This is a genomic window from Methylobacterium sp. DB0501, assembly GCF_011043735.1.
In the GTDB taxonomy this organism is placed as follows: Bacteria; Pseudomonadota; Alphaproteobacteria; order Rhizobiales; family Beijerinckiaceae; genus Methylobacterium; species Methylobacterium alsaeris.
In genome coordinates, this window is the sequence record NZ_JAAKGV010000019.1 from 1 (window position 1) to 19990 (window position 19990).

General features: G+C 70.8%; 14 protein-coding genes. 7 read left to right on the plus strand and 7 right to left on the minus strand.

The window, feature by feature from the left end:
* The 4 genes from G4G93_RS24750 to G4G93_RS24765 form a co-directional block, all read right to left on the minus strand.
* Positions 1-249 (minus strand): transposase (locus G4G93_RS24750; protein WP_165088409.1); only part of this gene is annotated, 249 nt, incomplete at its 3' end.
* 47 nt (positions 250-296) lie between these two features.
* Entirely contained in the window at positions 297-1196 is a 900-nt protein-coding gene (locus tag G4G93_RS24755) for an acyl-CoA dehydrogenase family protein (protein ID WP_082742914.1), read from the minus strand.
* A 14-nt stretch (positions 1197-1210) separates the two neighbouring features.
* Positions 1211-1702, minus strand: coding sequence for a DNA polymerase ligase N-terminal domain-containing protein (locus G4G93_RS24760; RefSeq protein ID WP_312892259.1), 492 nt, complete (start codon positions 1700-1702; stop codon positions 1211-1213).
* Between the two features lie 10 nt (positions 1703-1712).
* Positions 1713-2927 (minus strand): glycosyltransferase, encoded by a 1215-nt coding sequence (locus tag G4G93_RS24765; RefSeq protein WP_244533640.1) that lies wholly within the window; start codon positions 2925-2927, stop codon positions 1713-1715.
* A 121-nt stretch (positions 2928-3048) separates the two neighbouring features.
* Here G4G93_RS24765 and G4G93_RS24770 point away from each other — a divergent pair, with 121 nt between their 5' ends.
* The 3 genes from G4G93_RS24770 to G4G93_RS24780 all read left to right on the plus strand — a co-directional run bounded on the left by G4G93_RS24770 (position 3049) and on the right by G4G93_RS24780 (position 6463).
* Positions 3049-4257, plus strand: a complete 1209-nt coding sequence (locus G4G93_RS24770; RefSeq protein ID WP_060848554.1) for an MFS transporter — start codon at positions 3049-3051, stop codon at positions 4255-4257.
* An 18-nt stretch (positions 4258-4275) separates the two neighbouring features.
* Positions 4276-5463, plus strand: coding sequence for an MFS transporter (locus G4G93_RS24775; RefSeq protein WP_082742649.1), 1188 nt, complete (start codon positions 4276-4278; stop codon positions 5461-5463).
* A gap of 85 nt (positions 5464-5548) precedes the next feature.
* The gene (locus G4G93_RS24780; protein ID WP_060848553.1) at positions 5549-6463 is read left to right on the plus strand and encodes a manganese catalase family protein; all 915 of its coding nucleotides are present in this window, start codon (positions 5549-5551) and stop codon (positions 6461-6463) included.
* A gap of 117 nt (positions 6464-6580) precedes the next feature.
* Here G4G93_RS24780 and G4G93_RS24785 read toward each other — a convergent pair whose 3' ends face one another.
* Positions 6581-8635, minus strand: coding sequence for a PAS domain-containing hybrid sensor histidine kinase/response regulator (locus G4G93_RS24785; RefSeq protein ID WP_060848552.1), 2055 nt, complete (start codon positions 8633-8635; stop codon positions 6581-6583).
* A complete protein-coding gene (locus G4G93_RS24790) occupies positions 8632-10131 on the minus strand; it encodes an ATPase domain-containing protein (protein WP_409513828.1) in 1500 nt (499 codons plus the stop codon). The genes G4G93_RS24785 and G4G93_RS24790 overlap by 4 nt, the downstream gene beginning before the upstream one ends.
* A 366-nt stretch (positions 10132-10497) precedes the next feature.
* Here G4G93_RS24790 and G4G93_RS24795 point away from each other — a divergent pair, with 366 nt between their 5' ends.
* From G4G93_RS24795 to G4G93_RS24810, 4 genes are all read left to right on the plus strand, one after another.
* Complete coding sequence (locus tag G4G93_RS24795) at positions 10498-11010, plus strand: DUF892 family protein (protein WP_060848550.1); 513 nt, start codon at positions 10498-10500, stop codon at positions 11008-11010.
* 388 nt (positions 11011-11398) lie between these two features.
* On the plus strand, positions 11399-13786 hold the full coding sequence (locus G4G93_RS24800; protein WP_060848549.1) for an EAL domain-containing protein: 2388 nt from the start codon (positions 11399-11401) through the stop codon (positions 13784-13786).
* 72 nt (positions 13787-13858) lie between these two features.
* Entirely contained in the window at positions 13859-14233 is a 375-nt protein-coding gene (locus G4G93_RS24805) for a hypothetical protein (RefSeq protein ID WP_060848548.1), read from the plus strand.
* Complete coding sequence (locus G4G93_RS24810) at positions 14230-15975, plus strand: methyl-accepting chemotaxis protein (RefSeq protein ID WP_060848547.1); 1746 nt, start codon at positions 14230-14232, stop codon at positions 15973-15975. Before G4G93_RS24805 ends, G4G93_RS24810 begins: the two co-directional genes overlap by 4 nt.
* An 18-nt stretch (positions 15976-15993) precedes the next feature.
* Here the strand turns inward: G4G93_RS24810 and G4G93_RS24815 are convergent, their stop codons facing one another.
* Positions 15994-19929, minus strand: a complete 3936-nt coding sequence (locus G4G93_RS24815; protein ID WP_197682143.1) for an ATP-binding protein — start codon at positions 19927-19929, stop codon at positions 15994-15996.
* Between the last annotated feature and the right edge of the window lie 61 nt (positions 19930-19990).

Sequence of the window (19990 nt, forward strand, 5' to 3'; positions counted from 1 at the left end):
TAGCTCACGGTTCTCACGTTCAAGCGCCTTGATCCGCTCGCGCTCGTCCGTCGTCTGCCCGGGTCGCACACCTTGATCCCGCTCGGACTGGCGCACCCAGTTCCTCAGCGTCTCGCCCGAGCAGCCGATCTTGGCCGCGATCGACTGGATCGCCGACCATTGCGAGCCGTGCTCGCCCTCATGGTCGCGCACCATTCGCACCGCACGCTCGCGCACCTCAGGGGAAAACGGGGCTGTTCGCTTCGTCATGGCTCCATCCTCTCAGAAGTTGGAGCCTCCGGGAAACCCGGGGCGGTTCAGACCACTCCGATGGGGGCTGACCAGTCGTAGACGGTTCGGGCCGCGCGCTCGACCCAAGACCGCGCGCCCTCCAGCGCGATGGCGCCCTCGCCGGGGCGGGCGAGGTGATGCGGGTCGCCGCCGTGGCCGGTCCCGGCGAGGTGGCTCCGCCAAGCGTCGAAAACCGCCTCGATGCCCCCGAGCTGCACCGCCGCGAAGCGCCATGCCCCGCCCGAGAAGACCGGTTGGCGATGGTAGTCGTCCCACCCGCCCAGCATCTCGTCCCCGGTGACTGCAATGCCCTCGAAATCGACAGTGCCGGTCGCGGACGCTCGCATGCCGTGGGCGCGCCAGCCGCCGAGGTCGGCGCGGCAGCCGGGCTCCAGCCGCACGACCAGCATCAGCGGCGACGAACCCGGCTCGCGCTTGACCGTGACGAGGGCGCGGGTGACGAAGCCTGCACCGGAGGCGAAGGTCTTCACGCCATGAAGGCGGCGGTCATCCCCCAGCTTGAGGCAATCGCCCGGCGGATCGGTGTTCCAGACGCCGAACAAGTGTCCGGCACGAGCCTCCGCGAACAGGCGCGCCCGCTGCGCGGGCGTGCCGTAGCGGGCAATGAGCTGCAAGGCGTTGACGTGGCCCTCGTAGATGCGCTCGAGCGCGAGGCTGCCGTAACCGACCAGGCGAAGGACCTCGGCGAGCTTCGTGGCGCCCGGCTCCTCGCCGAGCCCAGCGCCACCCTCGTCGAAGGGTATCAGGGCGGTGAGCAAACCGAGGCGGGCGAGGTCGGCGACGTCCTCGGCCGGAAAGCCGTCGTCGCGGTCCTGTTCTCCCGCGCGAGCCAAGGCGGCGACGGCCACCTGTCGGGCAGCCGCAACGACATCGTATGCCAGGTCGAGCGGGGTTCTCTGGTCCATTCACCTCCCTCCCGTCAGGCCGCAGCGGCGGCGATGTCCTCGACCGTGCGGCCGGTCACGACCGAGAGCGGCTTCTCTTCCAGGACGTCCGGCTCGCCAGTCCGACGCGCGGCGGCATCATGGGACTTGATGAGCAGCCAGGAGACATGCCGCTCACGGGGCCGCGGTCTCATGCGCGTCAGGCGCCACCGGCCGGACAGCTTCTCCCCGTGAAGGGTGAAAGCGAGCGACCCCGCCGCGAGCGCCGTGGCTGGGTCGCCGTCCGGCTCCCAGGTGCCCCGGTCCCACAGCAGCACGACGCCGGCACCGTAGCTGCCCGGCGCGATCACGCCCTCGTAGTCGGCGTAGTCCAGGCCATGGTCCTCGACCGCAACCGCGAGACGACGCTCGCCCGCCACGAGGCTCGGGCCGCGTGTCACCGCCCAGCTCTTGAGAACGCTGCCGAGTTGCAGCCGGAAGTCGTAGTGCAGACGGCGCGCGGCATGCTTCTGCACGCGGTAGAGCAAGGCACCGCCCTCAGGCATCGCCGGTCGTCTCCAAGGACGTTCCATCCAGGCCTGCCGCCGCAGGTCTGCCGCCCGTGGCGCGGGTCCAATGGCCGAGGCGTCTTGCACCGCGCACCAGAAGGACGACCGCGTTCGCCAAGCGCGTATGCCCCGGAAGCTCACGTGGACGAAGCGGATGATAGTCGAGCCAAGGGCTCGCTGCCTCGACGGCTGCAAGGATAGCTCCGAGGGTCTGCAGTCGGGCGATGGCCCTTGCGTCGCCGACCCGGATGCCGAGCCACGGCGCCCAGAGCCGGATACGGGCGAGCCGCCCGGATGTGTGGAGCCGCCGTAGCCGTCGGCGCCAGAAGAACCGGAACAAGGCCCGCGAGAGCGGCTCCAGGCGCGGGTCGCAGGGGCTCTCGGGCACCTCGCAGCGCAGCTTCATAGTGTCAGCGGCCCCGCCAGGCGCGCGCCCGTCGAGCCTCCCCGAGGTGATGACGACGATGTCCGGCTCGTGACGGACCAGGGCATCGCTCGTCAGGAGCGAGGAGACGAAGGCGCGGTCCTCGCCGACCGCCAGCGGCGGCATGCCACCGGCCTGCCGGTAGGCCGCGAGCCGCACCGCGAGTGTCGCACCCGACGTCACCCAGTGCCGCGGCCATGGGTCGTGCGGGAGCGGGTCGATAAATGCCTCCAGCTCGACGAGCAGCGCCTCGTAGGCACCCTCCAGCCGTCCCCGGACGTGCAGGGCTGCCGGCAGGCGCGCCGCGTCATTCTCGTCGAGGGCGACTCGCCCCGCGACCGCATCCACTCCCCGAGCGATGGCGGCGATGTTGCCTGCCACCCAGTCCGGTGGCACCCGGCTGTCGGCGTCGGTGGTGAGGATCACGCCGTCCTCGGCACACTCTTCCTCAAGCCATGCGGCCGCCGCCTCCATCGCCTCGCGGCGGGCCCAGCCCGCGTTGGCACCGGCGAACACGCGCTCGATCACCCGGACGACGAGGCGCCGTGGCCGCGGGAGGGCTGCGACCACGTGTGCGGTACCATCCGTGCAGTTGTTCAGGAACAGCACCACGCCGATTTCACTTGCCCCGAGACCCTCCTGAACGTCGAGCGCGCGCAGGCACTCCCCGATGCGTTCGGCCTCGTTCCGGACAGGGATGGCAACCACCGCCCGCAACGGCTTGGACAGTACCGCCTCACCGCCGAGGTCTGAAAAGGACAAGTCGATCTCGGACGGCACGGCAATCTCCCGTCGGTCGCATCGCAACCGTTGGCGACCAGAATTTCACATAGGGCAACGTCGCGCCCCGGCCGCGGGCTGCGACACTTCCTTCGTCAGCTGAGGTCGGAGAACGAGCACGATGCAGCCGGCCACCAGCCTTCTCGCTCTGAACTTCGCCCTCGCCGGTGCTCGCGAGGGCTTCGGTCCCTTCCTGGGCGTGTACCTGCAGCAGCGCGGCTTCGACCCGGCTACGACGGGCTTCGCCATGGGTCTGGCCGGACTGGCTGGCCTTCTTGCCACGACACCGGTGGGGGCACTGATCGACCGCACGGCGTACAAGCGCGCCGGGCTGGCCGTGGCCGTCCTGGGCATCGCGGCGGGAGCAGTCGCCCTGGTCTCGACGGACAGCCTGTGGCTGATCGGCCTGTCGCAACTCGTCATCGGCGTTGCCGACACAAGCATCGCCCCGCTGGTCGCGGCCGTCACGCTCGGGATCGTCGGGCGGGAGGCCTACGGTGCTCAGGTGTCGCGCAACGAAGCGTTCAACCACGCCGGCAACGCCGCCAACGCCGCCTTGTCCGGCGTGCTCGGCTACGCGCTCGGGCTCCGCTACGTCTCCATAGCCATCGTGGTCATGGCGGTCGCCTCCTGCGGCGTCCTGCTCGGCATCGACAAGGGCAGCATCGACCATGGTACCGCCCGCGGCGGCGAGCAGGACGAGCGCTCGACCGCTCGCGTGCTGTTCGGGACCAGACCGCTCCTGGTCCTGGCGGGGACCGTATTCGCCTACCAGACCGCGAACGGTGCCATGCTGCCGTTCCTGGCCCAGGCGCGCACGGCCGCGGGCGCCGACCCGAGCCTGACAACCGGCGTCATGACCGTGGTCTCGCAGGCCACGATGGTCGGGGCCGCCCTGCTCGCCGCCCGCGTCGCTCAGGCGCGCGGGCACGCCGGCGTGCTCTCCATCGCGCTCGGGCTGGTCGTGTTCCGCGGCATCCTCGCGGCCTTCGCGACGTCGTGGTGGCTGGTCGTTCCGGTCCAGGTTCTCGAAGGCTTGGCGATGGGTATGGGCGGGGTTGCCATCCCGGCACTCGTGGCCGAGATCATGGACGGTACCGGCCACGCCACCGCCGGGCTCGGCGGCGTGATGACCGCCTACGGCGCGGGCGCGACCGTGAGCCCTTTGCTGGCAGGCCTCGTCGCGCAGTACCTCGGCTTCGCGGCCTCGTTCGTCGCCCTGGCCGCCGTTGCCGCCGGCGGCCTCGCAGTGTGGATGGTCGGGCGTCGGGCCCTGGGCACGCGCAGCCCGACAGGTCAGACTGACGGGGCGTCTGCCGAGCCGGTGTGACGGCTGGAGGCAGATGGCATGGATGCGCGGACCGGAGCGCGGAAGCCTTGGACCGCCCCCCTTACGGGCTCCTTCCCCGCCTTCGTCCTGCTTCAAGGCGCGCTGTATGCCGCATACGGCACCGAGTCCCCCTTCCTCCCGAGCTTCCTCGGAGAGCGCGGCCTGAGCCCGGGCGAGATCGGCCTCGTGCTCGCGGCCGGTACGCTGATGCGCCTCGCGGCGGGACCGGTCGCCGGGCACCTCGCCGACCGACACGACGCGACCCGGGCCGTACTTGGCATTGCGGCCGCCGCGTCCGGGCTGATCGCCTTCGCCTACCTCGCCGGGCACGGCTTCTGGCCGCTCCTGGCCGTGAGCGTGCTGCACGCCGGCGCCATCGCGGCCCTGGCGCCGCTCGCCGACGCGCTCGCCCTCGCCGCCGCAAAGAGGGAGGGCACCTTCTCCTACGGCTGGGTCCGGGGCGCCGGCTCGGCAGCCTTCGTGCTCGGGACGCTGGTCTCAGGGCTGCTCGTTGCCCATGCAGGGTTGGCGAGCATCATCGTGTCGAGCGGCCTCCTGTTCCTCGTCATGGCGGTGGCGACGGCGCGCGTCCCTCCTGCCCCGGCGCGCGAGGGACGGCCGAACCTCGGTTTAGGCGGCATCCGTGAGATCCTATCTCTCGGTGCGTTCCGGCGGATGCTCCTTGTCGCGGCCCTCGTCATCGGTAGCCACGCCCTGAACGACGGCTTCGCGGTGATCCGCTGGCGCGAGGCCGGCATCGGCCCGGGCGCGATCAGCCTGCTCTGGTCGGAGGCGGTCGCGTCGGAGGTCCTCGTCTTCGTCTTCATCGGACCCTCGCTGCTGGCACGCCTAGGGACGGCCAAGGCCGCGATGCTGGCTGCCGGTTTCGGCGTGGTGCGTTGGTCGGTCATGGCGACGTCGGTCTCGGTGCCGGTGCTCGCCGCCATCCAGTTGTTGCATGGGCTGACCTTCGCGCTCCTTCACCTCGCCGCCATGCAGCTGATCGTGAAGGTCGTGCCGGAGCGTCTCTCGGCCACGGCGCAGACCTTGTACGGCACCCTCGGCCTCGGGGCGGCCTCCGCCGTCCTGACCGCGGCGGGCGGCGTCCTGTACGGCGCGTTAGGCGCCGGTTCGTTCTGGGTCATGGCCGGATTGTGCATCGGGGGCCTGCCGCTTGCGGCCGGCCTGCGCCCGAACCGGCCATGAGCCCGAATCGTGGGCGCCGCCCTGTCGATCCCAGCCCGGGCTCTATCTCCCGAGGCGCGCAACACCGCGCCGGGAGACGCCCGACATGTTCATGAAGCTCGACCGCCTGCAAGCGGAACTGCCGCAGCCGAAGAAGCCCGATCCCAACGCCGCCGCTGCCCTGCAGGAGCTGCTCGGCGGCAAGTACGGCGAGATGTCGACGCTCGGGAACTACATGTTCCAGAGCTTCAACTTCCGCAACAAGTCCAAGCTGCGTCCCTTCTACAGCCTGGTGTCGAGCATATTCGCCGAGGAGCTCGGGCACGTGGAGTTGGTCTCGACCGGCATCGCGATGCTCAACAACGGCCCGGGCGACGACACGGAGGAGGTCGACGTCTCGAAGGCGCCGTTCCACGACATGCAGGACATCCGGTTGGCTGGCAGCTTCCTCAGCAACGGCGGCGGCGCGATGCCGATGAACTCGAACGCCGCGTCGTGGAACATGGACATGGTCACAACGACCGGGAACATCATCATCGACCTGCTGCACAACTTCCATCTCGAATGCGGCGCCCGCCTGCACAAGCTACGCGTTTACGAGACCCTGAAGGACCCGACAGGTCGCGAGGTCTGCGGCTACCTCTTGGTGCGCGGCTCGGTCCATGCCCACGCCTACGCGCTCGCGCTGAAGAAGCTCACCGGCGTCGAGATCGAGAAGATGCTGCCAACCCCGAACATCGTGCTCGACCGCATTCCCGAATGCCAGAAGTACCTGCAGGAGGGCTCGCACCGCCGGCTCTACCGGTTCAGCCCTGACGACTACAAGGAAGCTGCCGGGGTCTGGTCGAACGACGAGGTGGCGCTGCCGGGCGATCCGCCAGGTAACCTGGAGGTCGTCGATGGCCTGCCCGAGGGCGGCAAGATCCCCGAGCTCGACGGCAACTACGGCGCCTTCGCGCCGAACTACGCGCCGGAGGAGATCTTCGAGATCGCGAGCAAGCTCTACAAGAAGAGCCGCTAAGCCGGCCGGAAATCGGCATCGCCGAGGCCCCACGACATGCGTCCCGCCGCATCACCGCGGCGGGACGCGCTTCCGGGTTCTCCTTGCGAAACTCCGGGCCCGTGTGTCATGGCGAGCTCAGCCTGATTGGCCGCCGAGCACGAGCCGTAGGGAGCGGGCGAGCTCGTCACGGCGATAGGGTTTGGTGAGGACCGGAAGCTCTCCTTTGCCGATGACCTGTCCCTCGTCGAGGTTCGCCACGTAGCCCGAGGTGAGCAGGACCTTGATCCCGGGGCGGAGCCGCTGCGCCTCGACCGCGAGTTGCGACCCGTTCATGCCGCCGGGCATCACCACGTCCGAGAACAGGATATCGATGCGCTCGACGCCCGTGAGGTGTTCCAGCGCCTCGGCAGCGTTCCGCGCGACGACGACCCGGTAGCGCAGCTCCTCCAGGCTCTCGGTCGCCATGGCGAGCACCTGTTCGTCGTCCTCTACGAGAAGCACAGTCTCACCCTCGCCGGCGCGGCGCAGGGGGATGGAAGCAGCCGGTCCCGAACCAACCTCCTCGCCGGCCGGGTCGGTCGAGCGCGGGAAGTACAGGCTCACCGTCGTACCCCTGCCGAGCTCGGAGTCGATGCGCGCGAAGCCGCCGGCGCTGCGCGTGAACCCGTAGACCTGGCTCAGCCCGAGCCCGGTGCCCTTGCCGACCTCCTTGGTGGTGAAGAACGGCTCGAACACGCGCTGGAGCTTGTCCGCCGGGATGCCCGAACCTGTGTCGGTCACCGAGACGACCACGTACGGGCCTGGCGGCACTCCCCGGTCGGCGACGGCGCGGGTCCCCAGGTGCACGTTGCGGCTCGTCACCGCGATACGGGCGTGGCCCTCGCCGCCCTCCATCGCGTCGCGCGCGTTCACGACCAGGTTGAGCACCGCAGCCTCGAACTGGGCCGGGTCGATGCGGATCGGGTCGAGCGCCGGGTCCAGGTCGAAGGCAAGCTCCACGGCGCCGCCAGCCGCCCGCTCGGCCAACGGCTTGAAGTCCAGGAGCAGCCGGTTCGGATTGAGCGTCTGGGGCCGCAGCATCTGCCGCCGCGAGAAGGCGAGGAGCTGCTGCGTGAGCTGCTCGCCGCGTCGCGCCGCGCCCATCGCCGCCTCGGCCAGGCGCTTGACCCGGTCGACCTGCTCTGGCCGGCGCAGCATCATGTCGAGCCCGCCGACGATGACGGTGAGCAGGTTGTTGAAATCGTGGGCCACGCCACCGGTGAGCTGCCCGATGGCCTCCATCTTCTGGGCCTGGCGCAGCGCCTCCTCGGTCAGGCGCTGTTCGGTGCGGTCCATCAGGATGCCCGCTATGCGGGCGGGCGCGCCCGCGGCATCGTACTTGATCCGCCCTTGGAGGGAGATCCACCGCACCTGCCCGTCGGCCCGACGTATGCGGCATTCCAGGTCGAGCGCGCCGGTCTCCAAGGCCGTCGCGAATGCCTGCTCCGCGATGCCGCGGTCCTCCTCCACGACATGGTCGAGAAGCACCTGCCGGTTCCAGCGCGGGCCGTCGCCCTCGTAGCCGAAAACGGCGTCGTAGCGCGGCGAGCGCCGCGCGGCGCCCGTGGCATAGTCCAGGTCCCACGAGGCCATGCCGGCGGCATCAAGCGCGAAAGCCAGCGTTTCGTGGGCGGCCTCCACCTCCCGGGTGCGTTCGGCGACGCGCCGCTCCAGGTCCTCGTTGGCAAGCCGGAGCTGCTCCTGGGCCCGCTCGCGCTCCCGGAGGTGCTCGCGGGTTTGGTACTGGCGGTGTCGCGCACGGAGCGCGGAAGTCGCGGCGCTGACGAGCGTCTCGGCGTTCACCGGGCGCTCCAGCAGCACCACGTTGCCGAGCCGGGCCAAGAGGCGCGAGGCGCGCTCCGACCGGCGCCCGGCTTGGCGTGTCGCCAGCACGATGAACGGGAAGTCCGACCAGGGCGGCTGCCCGTCGAGCCAAGCGAACAAGCCTTCTGGCGCGTCATCGCCGAGCGCCTCCTCGGTGACCAACGCCGCGCCGGCGCCGGCCGCGAGACCATCCAGCAGCGCCGCCATGTCCGGGCACGACTCGGCGTGGATACCGGAAGCCGAGAGCACCTGTCCCGTTACCGAGGCATCGCGTCCGCGCGGCGCCAGGATGAGGACGCGCCGCTCGCCCGCGCCCGGCACGCTCATGCCTCGCCGTCCGCGGGCGCGGGTCCCGACAGCATCGCCACCCTGCCCCGGTACGCCGGCAACCCAGAGAGCACGCCCTCGAAGTCGTCGAGCGCCTCGCCGACCTGCAGCCCTCCCTCCGACAACCTCAGTTCCCGGATGGTACGCTCGTGCGCGTTGACGCGGCTCTTCACCACCGACAGCGCGGTGCGGATCTCGCCTTTTGCCTCGAAGAAGCGAAAAAGCAGGATGCAATCGCTAAGATAGCTCAAGTCGACGTCGGTTCGTACTTCGCCCACGACACCGTGTTGGCCGAGGATCAGGAGCGTGGTGACGCCCTGCTGGTTGAGGTAGCTGAGCAACTCATGCATCTGCAGGATGAGGAACTCCTCGCCGGGCATCGCGTGCAAGTATGCGTTCAAGCTATCGATGACCGCGAAGGTGGAGCCCCGCTCCTCCACGGCCTTCCTCGCCATGCCCGCGAACTCGCCCGGCGAGACCTCGGCGGGGTCGATCTGCGTGATGGTCAGCCGCCCGGCCTCGACGTGAGGCCTCAGGTCCATGCCCAGGATGGCCGCCCGGGTCATCAGGGTCGCGAGCCCCTCGTCGAACAGGTAGTAAGTCGCGGTCTCGCCTCGCTCCAGCGCCGCCACCATGCAGCGGACCGCTGTCGTGGTCTTGCCTACGCCGGAGGGCCCGAGCAGCAGCGTGTTGGTCCCGGGTACCAGGCCGCCGCCTAGAAGCGCGTCGAGCTCGGCCGATCCGGTGGACTTGCCCCGTGGGTCGAACTCCGCGTGGTGCTCGGCCGCGATGAGGCGCGGGAACACCCGGATGCCGCCGGTCTCCAAGGCGAAGTCGTGGTAGCCGCCGCGGAACTTGATGCCGCGCGCCTTGACGATGCGCAGGCGGCGCCGCTCGGAGCCGAACTCGCGCGGCGCCTGCTCCAGTGAGACCACACCGTGCGCGATGCTGTGGAGCTGGACGTCCCCTGTCTCCGAGGTGCGGTCATCCAGCATCAGCACCGTGCAGGCGCGCTTGGCGAAGAACCGCTTCAGAGCCAGGATCTGGCGACGGTACCGCAAAGGGTTCTGGGCTAGCAGGCGCAGCTCGGAGAGGCTGTCGAACACGACGCGGTCGGGCTTCATCCGGTCGACCAGCGCGATGACCTCCTTCACCGTCTCGCCGAGCTCGATCTCGGACGGATGCAGGATCGACTGCTCGCTGTCGGGGTCGAGCCCGTCCTCGTCGACGAGCTCGTGCACGTCGATGCCGTCGAGGGTCCAGCCGTGGGTCGCCGCGGAGGCGCCGAGCTCTTCGATGGTCTCGGACAAGGTGACGTAGAGGGTACGCTCGCTCAGAGCCACGCCCTCCCGCAGGAACTGCAGCGCCAGCGTGGTCTTGCCGGTGCCGGGAGTGCCCTCCAGCAGGTAGAGCCGGCTCGGGGTGAGGCCGCCGCAGAGGACGTCGTCCAGGCCGGGCACCCCGGTCGAGATGCGGGGCTCCCTCTCGGGGGGCATGCTGGGCGTCGCGTCGGTCATCGGCTCGGTCGGTCTCCGCGGCGGGGCCGGCCCGCCAAGCCGGCACGGTAGTGGTCGGCCAAGCCCTTGTCAGCGCCCGCGGCGCCGCAACGTGGAGATCCCCGGACCCGTAACGCGTCACGGGGAACGCACTCCGTTACGGGTCGCCCGCGGAGTCGACCTCCCGTGCGCCATCCGGGGAAGCCCCGAGGCGTCGCCGGTCATCCCCGGATGGCGGGAAGAAGGGCGGCAAGCGCAAGTGGATGCCTGCGGTTCCGGGCGCTTCCGCCGCAGGATGCACCAGGAACGGAGCAGACCGACCCACGTTGGCCGCTGAACCCGACCTTACCGAGGAGCCACGACGGCATGAGCGGCACGGACATCGGCACGATCTACGCGGGCGCTCTGCGCAACACCCGCGCCCTGGAGAGGCAGGGACTGGAGCAGATGGAGCGGCAGCTATCCGGCCTGGAACGCTACCCCGAATACGCGGCCGTCCTGCGCCGCCATGTCGAGGTCACCAAGGGGCAGATCGACCGGCTCGACAAGGCGCTCGAAGCCGTCGGCGAGAGCCCGTCGTCACTGAAGGAAACGGTGACCAGCGTGGCCGGCAGCATCGGCGCGGCGGTGCACGCCGTCGCGCAGGACGAAACCCTGAAGAACCTCTACGCGGGCTACGCCTACCAGTACGACCAGGTCGCCGCCTACCGCTCGCTCGCCGTCATCGCGGAGCGGGCCGGCCAATCCGACAAGGCCGCGGGCTTCCGCACCGCGGTCGAGGAGGAGACGAAGGGCGCCGAGGACATCGCGGCGCTGATCGAGCCGGTCACCAGGACCTATCTCGACCTGACGCTCAGCGGCTCGAAGGCCGATAGCTGAACGTTCAGCACCAGGGACTAATGCCCGGGGTGCATTCCGTTGACGGCATAACCGCACCTGCCTAACCTATCGCCCAGACCGCTGGTTATTGGGCGTGCGCAGAGCCAGCGCCACCGGCCTTGGGCCGGTCCTTGCGGAAGCAGGGGTGGAGTGACACATCCACGAGCTTCGCCCCGAGACCGCCTTCGGGAGGTCGGATCGGCCCCGAAAGGGGCCGCTTTCCGTTTGCGACTTCGGTTTTCCCGAATAGGCGAGGCCTATGCATCGCCTAGGGCGTCGGCCCTCGGGTCGCGTCCTTCCTGTGGATCCCGGTGTCGGTTGCGCACCGTTAAGTCAGCCTAAACCGCCATGGCCCATGGTCAGGATTCGAACCTACCCAGGGCCATCCATGCTCGCCGTCGTCGGTTGCCTCGCAGAGGCCCATGATTTTCGGCTCGTCGCACTCGCGGCCGCCATCTGCGCCCTGTCCGCCTTGACGACGGTCTGCCTCGTCAGCCACGCCCGCCGGGCGGAGGGCTGGGCGCAAGGCGGCTGGCTCGCCGTCGCGGCGACGGCCGGCGGCTCGGGCATCTGGGCGACCCACTTCATCGCCATGCTGGCCTTCGCCCCCGGCGTGCCGAGCGGCTACGACGTCGCGCTCACCGGCCTCTCGCTCGTCATCGCCGTCGCGCTCGCCGGCTCCGGCCTCTCGCTAGCCGTCCTGGTCGGCGGCAAGGTGGCGGCCTGGGTCGGCGGAGCGGTCCTCGGGCTCGGCATCGCGGCGATGCACTACACAGGCATGGCCGCCTACGATGTCGCCGGCCACAAGGCGTGGGACCCGGCCATCGTCGGTGCCTCGCTCGCGCTCGGCGGCGTCCTCGGCGGCGCGGCGCTGGCGGCCCAGCTCGGAGCCCGCGGCCTCGCCCGGCAGTTGCCGGCGGCCCTCCTGCTGCTGCTGGCCATCTGCAGCCACCACTTCGTCGCCATGGGCGCCGTCACGGTCACGCCCGACCCGACGCTCGCCGTGTCGGCGTCCGCCGTCCCGAACGCGTGGCTCGCCGTGGCCGTGGCGCTCGCGAGCTTCGCCATCCTGCTGCTCGCCGGCGCCGCGCTCGCCCTCGACGTGCGCGACCGCCGGCATTCGAAGCTGGAGGCGGAGCGCCTGCACAGCCTCGCCAACGCCGCCGTCGAAGGGCTCGTCGTCTGTACCGGCGACACGGTGGTGAGCGCCAACCGCAGCTTCGCGAAGCTCGTCGGCCTGCCGCAGGCGGCCCTCGCGGGGACGGCCCTGTCGGCGTACCTGCCGGGCGACGCGGCCTGGCTCGCCGTGGCCGGCCAGCCCGAGCGCCCGGTCGAGGCCGAGATCCGGCAAGCCGACGGCACGCTCGTGCCGGTCGAGGTCATCATGCAGCCCGTCGAGCACGCCGGCCGGCCGCACTACGCGGTGGCCGTGCGCGACCTCCGCGCCCGGCGCCAGGCCGAGAGCCAAATCCAGTTCCTCGCCCACCACGACGCGCTCACGGGACTGGCCAACCGCGCCAGCTTCGGCAAGCGGCTCGACCAGGAGATGCGGGCCGCGGACGCCTGCGGCCGCAAGCTCGCCGTCCTCTGCCTCGACCTCGACCGCTTCAAGGAGGTCAACGACCTGTTCGGCCACGCCACCGGGGACGCCATGTTGGAGAGCGTCGCCTGCATCGTCTCCGACGAGCTCGACGACGCGCAGATGGTGGCGCGGCTCGGCGGCGACGAGTTCGCGGTGCTGGCGCCCTGCGACCGACCCTCCGAGGCCGGGCGCCTCGCCGAGCGCATCCTGGAGGCGCTGCGCTCCGGTAGGCCGGATGCCGGCGGCCCGCAGATCGCCACCAGCATCGGCATCGCCCTCTACCCCGACGACGCGCAGGAGCGCGCCGCGCTCCTCAGCTACGCCGACACGGCCCTCTACCGCGCCAAGTCGGAGGGCCGCGGCACCTACCGCTTCTTCGAGGCGAGGATGGGCGTCGAGGTGCGCGAGCGCCGCCTCCTGGAGCACGACCTGCGCCACGCCGTGGCCCGCGGCGAGATGCATCTCGTCTACCAGCCCCAGACCGACGTGGGCTCGGGTGCCGTCATTGGCTTCGAGGCGTTGCTGCGCTGGAAGCACCCGGAGCGCGGCTTCGTCTCGCCGGCCGTGTTCATCCCCATCGCCGAGGAGAGCGACGCCATCCTGCGGATCGGCGAGTGGGTGCTGCGCGAGGCTTGCCGCGAGGCCGCGACCTGGCCGCATCCCCTGTCCATCGCCGTCAACGTCTCGGCGGTGCAGATCCACAGCCCCCACTTCGTCGGCCTCGTGCACGAGGTGCTGCTCAAGACCGGGCTGGCGGCGCACAGGCTTGAGGTCGAGGTTACCGAGACGGCGCTGATCAGCGACCCGAACCGGGCGCTGCTCACCCTGCGCCAATTGAAGTCGCTGGGGCTGCGCATCGCCATGGACGACTTCGGCACGGGCTACTCATCGCTCTCGAACCTGCGCTCGTTCCCGTTCGACAAGATCAAGATCGACGGCTCGTTCGTGCGTTCGGTAGACAGCAACGAGCAGACCGCGGCCATCGTGCGCTCGGTGCTCGGCCTCGGGCGCGGCCTCGGGCTTCCCGTCCTGGCGGAGGGCGTCGAGACCGAGGCCGAGTTCGGCTTCCTCGCCGCCGAGCAGTGTCACGCCGCGCAGGGCTACCTGATGGGCCGCCCGTCGCCCATCGGGCAGTTCTCGCAGCACACGCATGGCACGGTTCCAGTCACCGACGAGAACCGGAAACGCGCCTGAGCACGTCGGAAAGGGGCCAAGCGTCAACCTTGTCCGCCTAAGGATGTCGGATCGGATTGGATGGGGGCAGGCATGAGGGGGCGGACGGCACGAAACACATCACCGGCCGTCCCGTCGCTCCGTGCCGCCGCCCTGACCTGCGCCCTGGTCGCCGGCTGCGGGCTCGTCCCGGTCGCCCTCGCGCTCGCGCCACGCCCCGGCGAGCCCGTCGCAGTCATCACCCTCTTCCCCGACGCCCCCATCCCCAAGGCCGTCGCCGCCTCGGGCGCGCCCATCCTGTGGCTTTCCACCGGAGGGCACGTCGCGATGCTCGACGCCTCGGGGCGTGACGCCGCCGCCGACCTGCGCCGTGCCGGCGCCCTCCTCGTCCTCGCCGCCGGACCGCTCGGCACCTGCATGCCGGGCCTCCGGCTCCCCTCGAACCTCACCGGACCGCCGAAACCGTGACCGACAGCAGCAGCCTCGACCGCCTCCGCCTCGCCTTCTTGCCGGTCATGACCGGCGCCCTCGGAGCCCTCGCGACCCTTGTCACGGCGCTCGCCTGGTGGCGGGACGTCATGCCGGTGCCGGTGACGGCGCTCGCGCTCCTCTTGCCGGGAGCGGCCCTCGCGGCTGCCCGGCGGCATCGGGCGGCGGCCATCACCCGCCATCTCTCGTCGGCCACCCTGATGATGCTGGTCGGCCTGCTGGTGCTCGTCTCATCCGGCACGCACCTGCAGATCGACGTCCACATGGTGTTCTTCGCCGCCCTCGCGGTCGCCGCCGGCTGGTGCTGCTGGTCCTCGATCCTGGTGGCGGCCGGCGTCGTCGCCGTCCACCACCTCGCGCTCAACGTGCTCTACCCGGCCGCCGTGTTCCCCAACGGCGCCGAGTACCTGCGCGTCGTCCTTCACGCCTTCGTCCTCGTCACGGAAGCCGCCGCCCTGGTGCTGGCCGCCCGCCAACTCGCCAAGGCCCTCTCCTCGGCCGAGGAAGCGACCCGTCAAGCCGCCGACAGCGTGCTGGCGCAGCGCCGTGCCGAGGCCGCCGCCGGCCAGGACCGCAACCTTGAGGTCCACCGCCAGCGCCGCCTCGGCGAGGTCGTCGCCGAGTTCCGCGACGCGCTGGTCGAGATCGAGCACAAGGTAGAGCGCGAGACGGGCGGCATGCGCGAGACCGCGCTCTCCCTCAACGGGGTCGCCGAGCAGTCGAGCGTACAGGCTGCCAATGCGGAGACCACGGCGTCGGCAACCGCGCGGAACGTGCTCTCGGTGTCGGCGGGTGCCGAGGAGCTCAGCGCCTCCATCTCCGACATTGCCGGCCAGACCGAGCGGGCCCGCGAGTTCATCGCGCACATGACGGAGATCGCGCGGACCACGAACGAGGAAGTCGAGCAGCTCGCGGTCGTGGCCGACCGCATCGGCGCGGTCACGGGCCTGATCAAGTCGGTGGCCGACCAGACGAACCTCCTGGCGCTGAACGCCACCATCGAGGCGGCGCGGGCCGGTGCGGCCGGCAGGGGCTTCGCGGTCGTGGCCTCGGAGGTGAAGGCGCTGGCGGGCCAGACCATGAAGGCCGCCGACGAGATCGTGTCCCAGGTCGATGCCATTCAGGCCTCGACGCGCCGTACCGTCGGCTCCGTCCACGCGATGGCCTCGGCCACGCAGGAGGTGAACGCCCTGACGACGTCCATCGCCGTGTCGGTGGACCAGCAGCGGGCGGCGACGCAGGAGATCTCCCGCACGGTGGCGCAGGTCGCGCAGGGCAGTTCCGAGGCACATGCCGGCGCCGTGTCCGTCTCGCAGGCCACCCGGGAGACGAGGCACCATGCCGACAGCGCCCTGTCAGCGTCGGAATCCCTACAGGCGGTCGCCGCCGACCTCGCCCGCTCCGTGAGCCAGTTCGTCCAGCGTGTCACGACCGACCTGGAAGAGCGCCGGGGCGGCGTGCGCATCGCCGTCGCCGAAGCGGGCTTCCTGCACTCGCGGGGCCGCCGCTACCCGGTGCGCCTCGTCGAGGTCTCGTCCCATGGTGCCCGCGTCACTGACGTGCCGCCGCTCGCCTCAGGCGAGGCGGTCGAGTTCGAGACGGCTGATGGTGGACGCATCCCGGCGGCGGTCGCCTGGTCCGAGGGTGGCGCGGCGGGTCTCGAAATTAAGTCCGGCCTGCGGCACCCGGCGTTGGACGTGAGACTTGGCAAGGCAGGCTGAGGACGGCCCCTCCCCTGGCTAGCCTCGCCCGATCAGGTCCTTGATGCGGCTGGCCAAGTCCTCCATCGCGAAGGGCTTGGTCAGCACCTGCATGCCCGGCTCCAGGTGTCCGTTGCCGAGTACCGCGTTCTCCGCGTAGCCGGTGATGAACAGGACCTTCAGGCCGGGCCGGGAGACGCGGGCCGCGTCGGCCACCTGCCGACCGTTCATGCCGCCGGGCAGGCCGACGTCGGTCACCAGCAGGTCGATGCGCACGTCCGATTGCAGCACCTTCAAGCCGGCCGCCCCGTCCGCGGCCTCGATGGCCGTGTAACCGAGATCCTGAAGGACCTCGGTCACGAGCAGGCGCACCGTCGGCTCGTCGTCGACGATGAGCACCGTCTCGCCTTGCTCCGCCCGCGGAGCGTGCGCCAGGTCCGGGGCCGCGTCGAGGTTCTCCGCCTCGCCGTAGTGCCGCGGCAGGTACAGGCACATCGTCGTGCCCTGCCCCACCTCCGAGTAGACCCGGACCTGCCCGCCCGACTGGCGCACGAAGCCGTGGATCATGGAAAGCCCCAGGCCCGTGCCCTGACCGATGGGCTTCGTCGTGAAGAACGGGTCGAACACTTTCCCGACGACGTCGGGCGGCATGCCGGTGCCGGTGTCGGTGACGCAGATCGAGACATACTGCCCCGCCTGCAGGTCGCGCTCCCGCGCGGCGCGTCCGTCGAGCCACTTGTTGGCGGTCTCGACCGTGATGCGGCCCCCGTCCGGCATCGCGTCGCGGGCGTTGATGCACAGGTTCAGCAGCGCGTTCTCAAGCTGCGGCGGGTCGACGAGCGTTGCCCACAGGCCGCCGGCGGCGACGACCTCCAGGTGTATGGCCGGGCCGATGGTCCGGCGGACGAGCTCCTCCATCCCGGCGATCAGCCGGTTGGCGTCGGTCGGCTTCGGGTCGAGCGTCTGCCGGCGCGAGAAGGCGAGCAGCCTGTGTGTCAGGGCGGCCGCCCGCTTCGAGGCGCCCTGCGCCGCCGCGACGTAGCGGGGCACGTCGGTGTAGCGCCCCTGGCCGATGCGGCTCTCCAGAAGCTCCAGGGCACCCGAGATGCCGGTCAGCAGGTTGTTGAAATCGTGCGCGATGCCCCCGGTGAGCTGGCCGACCGCCTCCATCTTCTGGGATTGCCGGAGCTGCTCCTCGGCGCGGTGTTGGTCGGTGAGGTCGCGGCCGACGATGTGGAACAGCGCGGTCCCGGGGTCCGGCACCGCCGTCCACATCACCGTACGGCGGCCTCCGGACTTGGTCAGGACGCGGTCGACGAAACCCGAGACGCTCTCCCCGCGGGCGAGCCGGGCGACCACGTCGGCGGTCGCGGCGTGGTCGCCCGGCTCGACGAAGTCGACGAACGGCCGTTCCAGCAACTCCGCCTCGTTCCAGCCGAGCACCGCCGCCCAGGCCGGGTTCACGACCTTCAGGAAGCCGTCGAGGCCGGCTGTGCCCATCAGGTCGTTGGTGGTCTCCCACAGCCGGTTGCGCTCCGCGGTCCGCCTGACAACCTCGGCCTCCAGCCCCTCGTTGGCACGCCGGAGCGCCTCGGCGGCCTCGCGCCGGACGCGTGCCAGTTGCAGGTTCGTGCCAACCCGGGCGAGAAGTTCGCGGGCAGAGAAGGGCTTTGTCAGGTAGTCGTCCGCGCCCGCGCCGAGCCCCTCCACCTTGGCCTCGTCGCCGGCCCTGGCCGAGAGCATGATCACCGGCAGGTCGCGCAGCCGCTCGTCGCCCCGGACGGCGGCGAGCAGGCCGAAGCCGTCGAGGCGGGGCATCATCACGTCGGTGAGGAGAAGGTCGGGCCGCCGCGCGCGGGCTGCGGCCAGCGCGGCTTCGCCGTCGGGGGCGGTCTCGACCGTGTAGCCTCGCTCGACCAGAAGCCGGCGAACATGGTCGCGCATGTCGGCGTTGTCGTCGGCGAGCAGGATGCGCCCAACTGCCGGAACCGACGGTGCCTCATCGCGCGTCGCGGCGAGGTCGAGGGCCGTACCCACTTCTGTCTCGCCCGACATCCAGCGGCGGGCCTCGGCGACGAACGCCTCGGCGCGCACCGCCGTCGAGACCTGCGACGGCCCCTCGACGAGGTCCGCCGGCGCGTCGGACTGCCGGAACGGGAGCGAGACGTGGAAGGCGCTACCGCGTCCCGGCTCGCTCTCGACGCGGATCGAGCCGTGGTGGAGCCTGACCAGCTCCTGCACCAGCGCCAAGCCGATGCCGCTGCCCTCGAAGGTGCGGCCGCGCGCGCCCTCGACGCGGTGGAATCGCTCGAACAGGCGCGGCAGCTCCTCGGCCGGTATGCCGGTGCCGGTATCGGCCACCGTGAGGACGGCACAATCGGCCTCTCGGCGGACCATTACTGCAATGCTGCCCTCGAAGGTGAACTTGAAGGCGTTGGAGAGGAGGTTGAGCACCACCTTCTCCCACATGTCAGGGTCGAGCGGCACCAAGGCGTCCAGCGGCGGGCAATCGACCACCAGGTCGAGCCCGGCTTGCTCGCACAGCGAACGGAAGTTGCCGGCGAGCTCGGCGGTGAAGCGCGGCAGGTCGGTCGGCCGGAACGCGGCACGGGTGCGGCCGGCCTCCACGCGGGAGAAGTCGAGCAGACCGTTGACCAAGCGCAGCAGCCGCAGCCCGTTGCGGTGCGCGACGCCGGCGAGCGCCCGGTCGTCCGGCGGAACCCGCCCCTCGGGCTTGGCCAGGATCTCCTCCAGCGGGCTGAGCATCAGCGTCAGCGGCGTGCGGAACTCGTGGCTGACGTTCGAGAAGAACAGGGTCTTGGCGCGGTCGAGCTCGGCCAGGCGTTCGGCGCGGGCGCGCTCCTCCTGGTAGGTGAGCGCGTTTGAGACGGCCGCGCTGAGGTTGGAGGCGACCTGCTCGCAGAACGCCTGGTAGCGCTCGTCGAAGCGCAGACGCGGGCTGACGCCGAGGACGGCGATCCCGCTCGTGCGCCCGCCCTGGCCGGCGATTACCGGTACGACCCGGGCCTGGGTGACCGGTTCGGGCCAGGGTCCGCCCGGCAAGCCGGGCATAAGGGAGTCAAGCCCTTCGAGCAGGACTGGCGTCCCGGTCTCCGCGACCCGGCGCAGGCCCCACGGGTCGTCCGCCGTGTCGCCGGCAAGGGCGACGCGGTCGGCGGCCCCCGGCATGGCGGCATGGCCCGCCAGCGTCAGGCCGGCGCCGTCCGCGTCCAGGGTGAAGAGCAGGGCGAAGGGCACGTCGTGGGGGTCGCCGGCCAGCACCTCGGCGGCGATGGCATAGGCCTCAGCGGTCGACTTCGCCTCGATGGACCGGCCCGCGAGGTCGCGCAGGAACCGCGTGCGCCGGTCGGCGAGCACCCGCTGCGTGGTCTCGGCCACCGCCGTGAAGATGCCCTCGACCCGCCCCTGCTCGCCGCGGATCGGGCTATACGAGTAGTAGAAGTAGCACTCCTCGACGTAGCCGAAGCGGTTGAGCGGCAAGAGCTGGTCGTCCGACCAAGTCGCCTCGCCGGTCTCGAACACCGTGTCGAACATCGGGCCTATGATGTCCCAGATCTCGGCCCAGACCTCGGTGCCGGCCCGTCCGAACGACCACGGGTGCTTGTCGCCGACCACGGGCCGCCAGGCGTCGTTGTAGATCAGGGCGCGCTCCGGCCCGTAGTAGAGCACGACGGGGAAGCGGGTGGTCAGGCAGATGCTGACCGCCGAGCGCAGGGCCTGGGACCAGCCGGAAACGGGGCCGAAGGCGGTCCTCGACCAGTCCATGGAGCGCATGAGCGCGCCCATCTCGCCGCCGCCGGCCATGAAGCCGATGTCCGCCTCCGGCTCCCCGGCCTCGTCGAGGCCGTGACGGGAGACGATGCCGCGCAGCCGCGCGATCTCGTCCAGGAGTTCCGCGCGGCTGCTCTCGGCGGTCACGGCGATAGGCGTCGGGCGGGTCGAGTGCGTGGTCACGGGTTGGATCGCAGGGGCAGGTGCGGAGGGGATGGGAACGTTACGCACGTCATGACCGGCG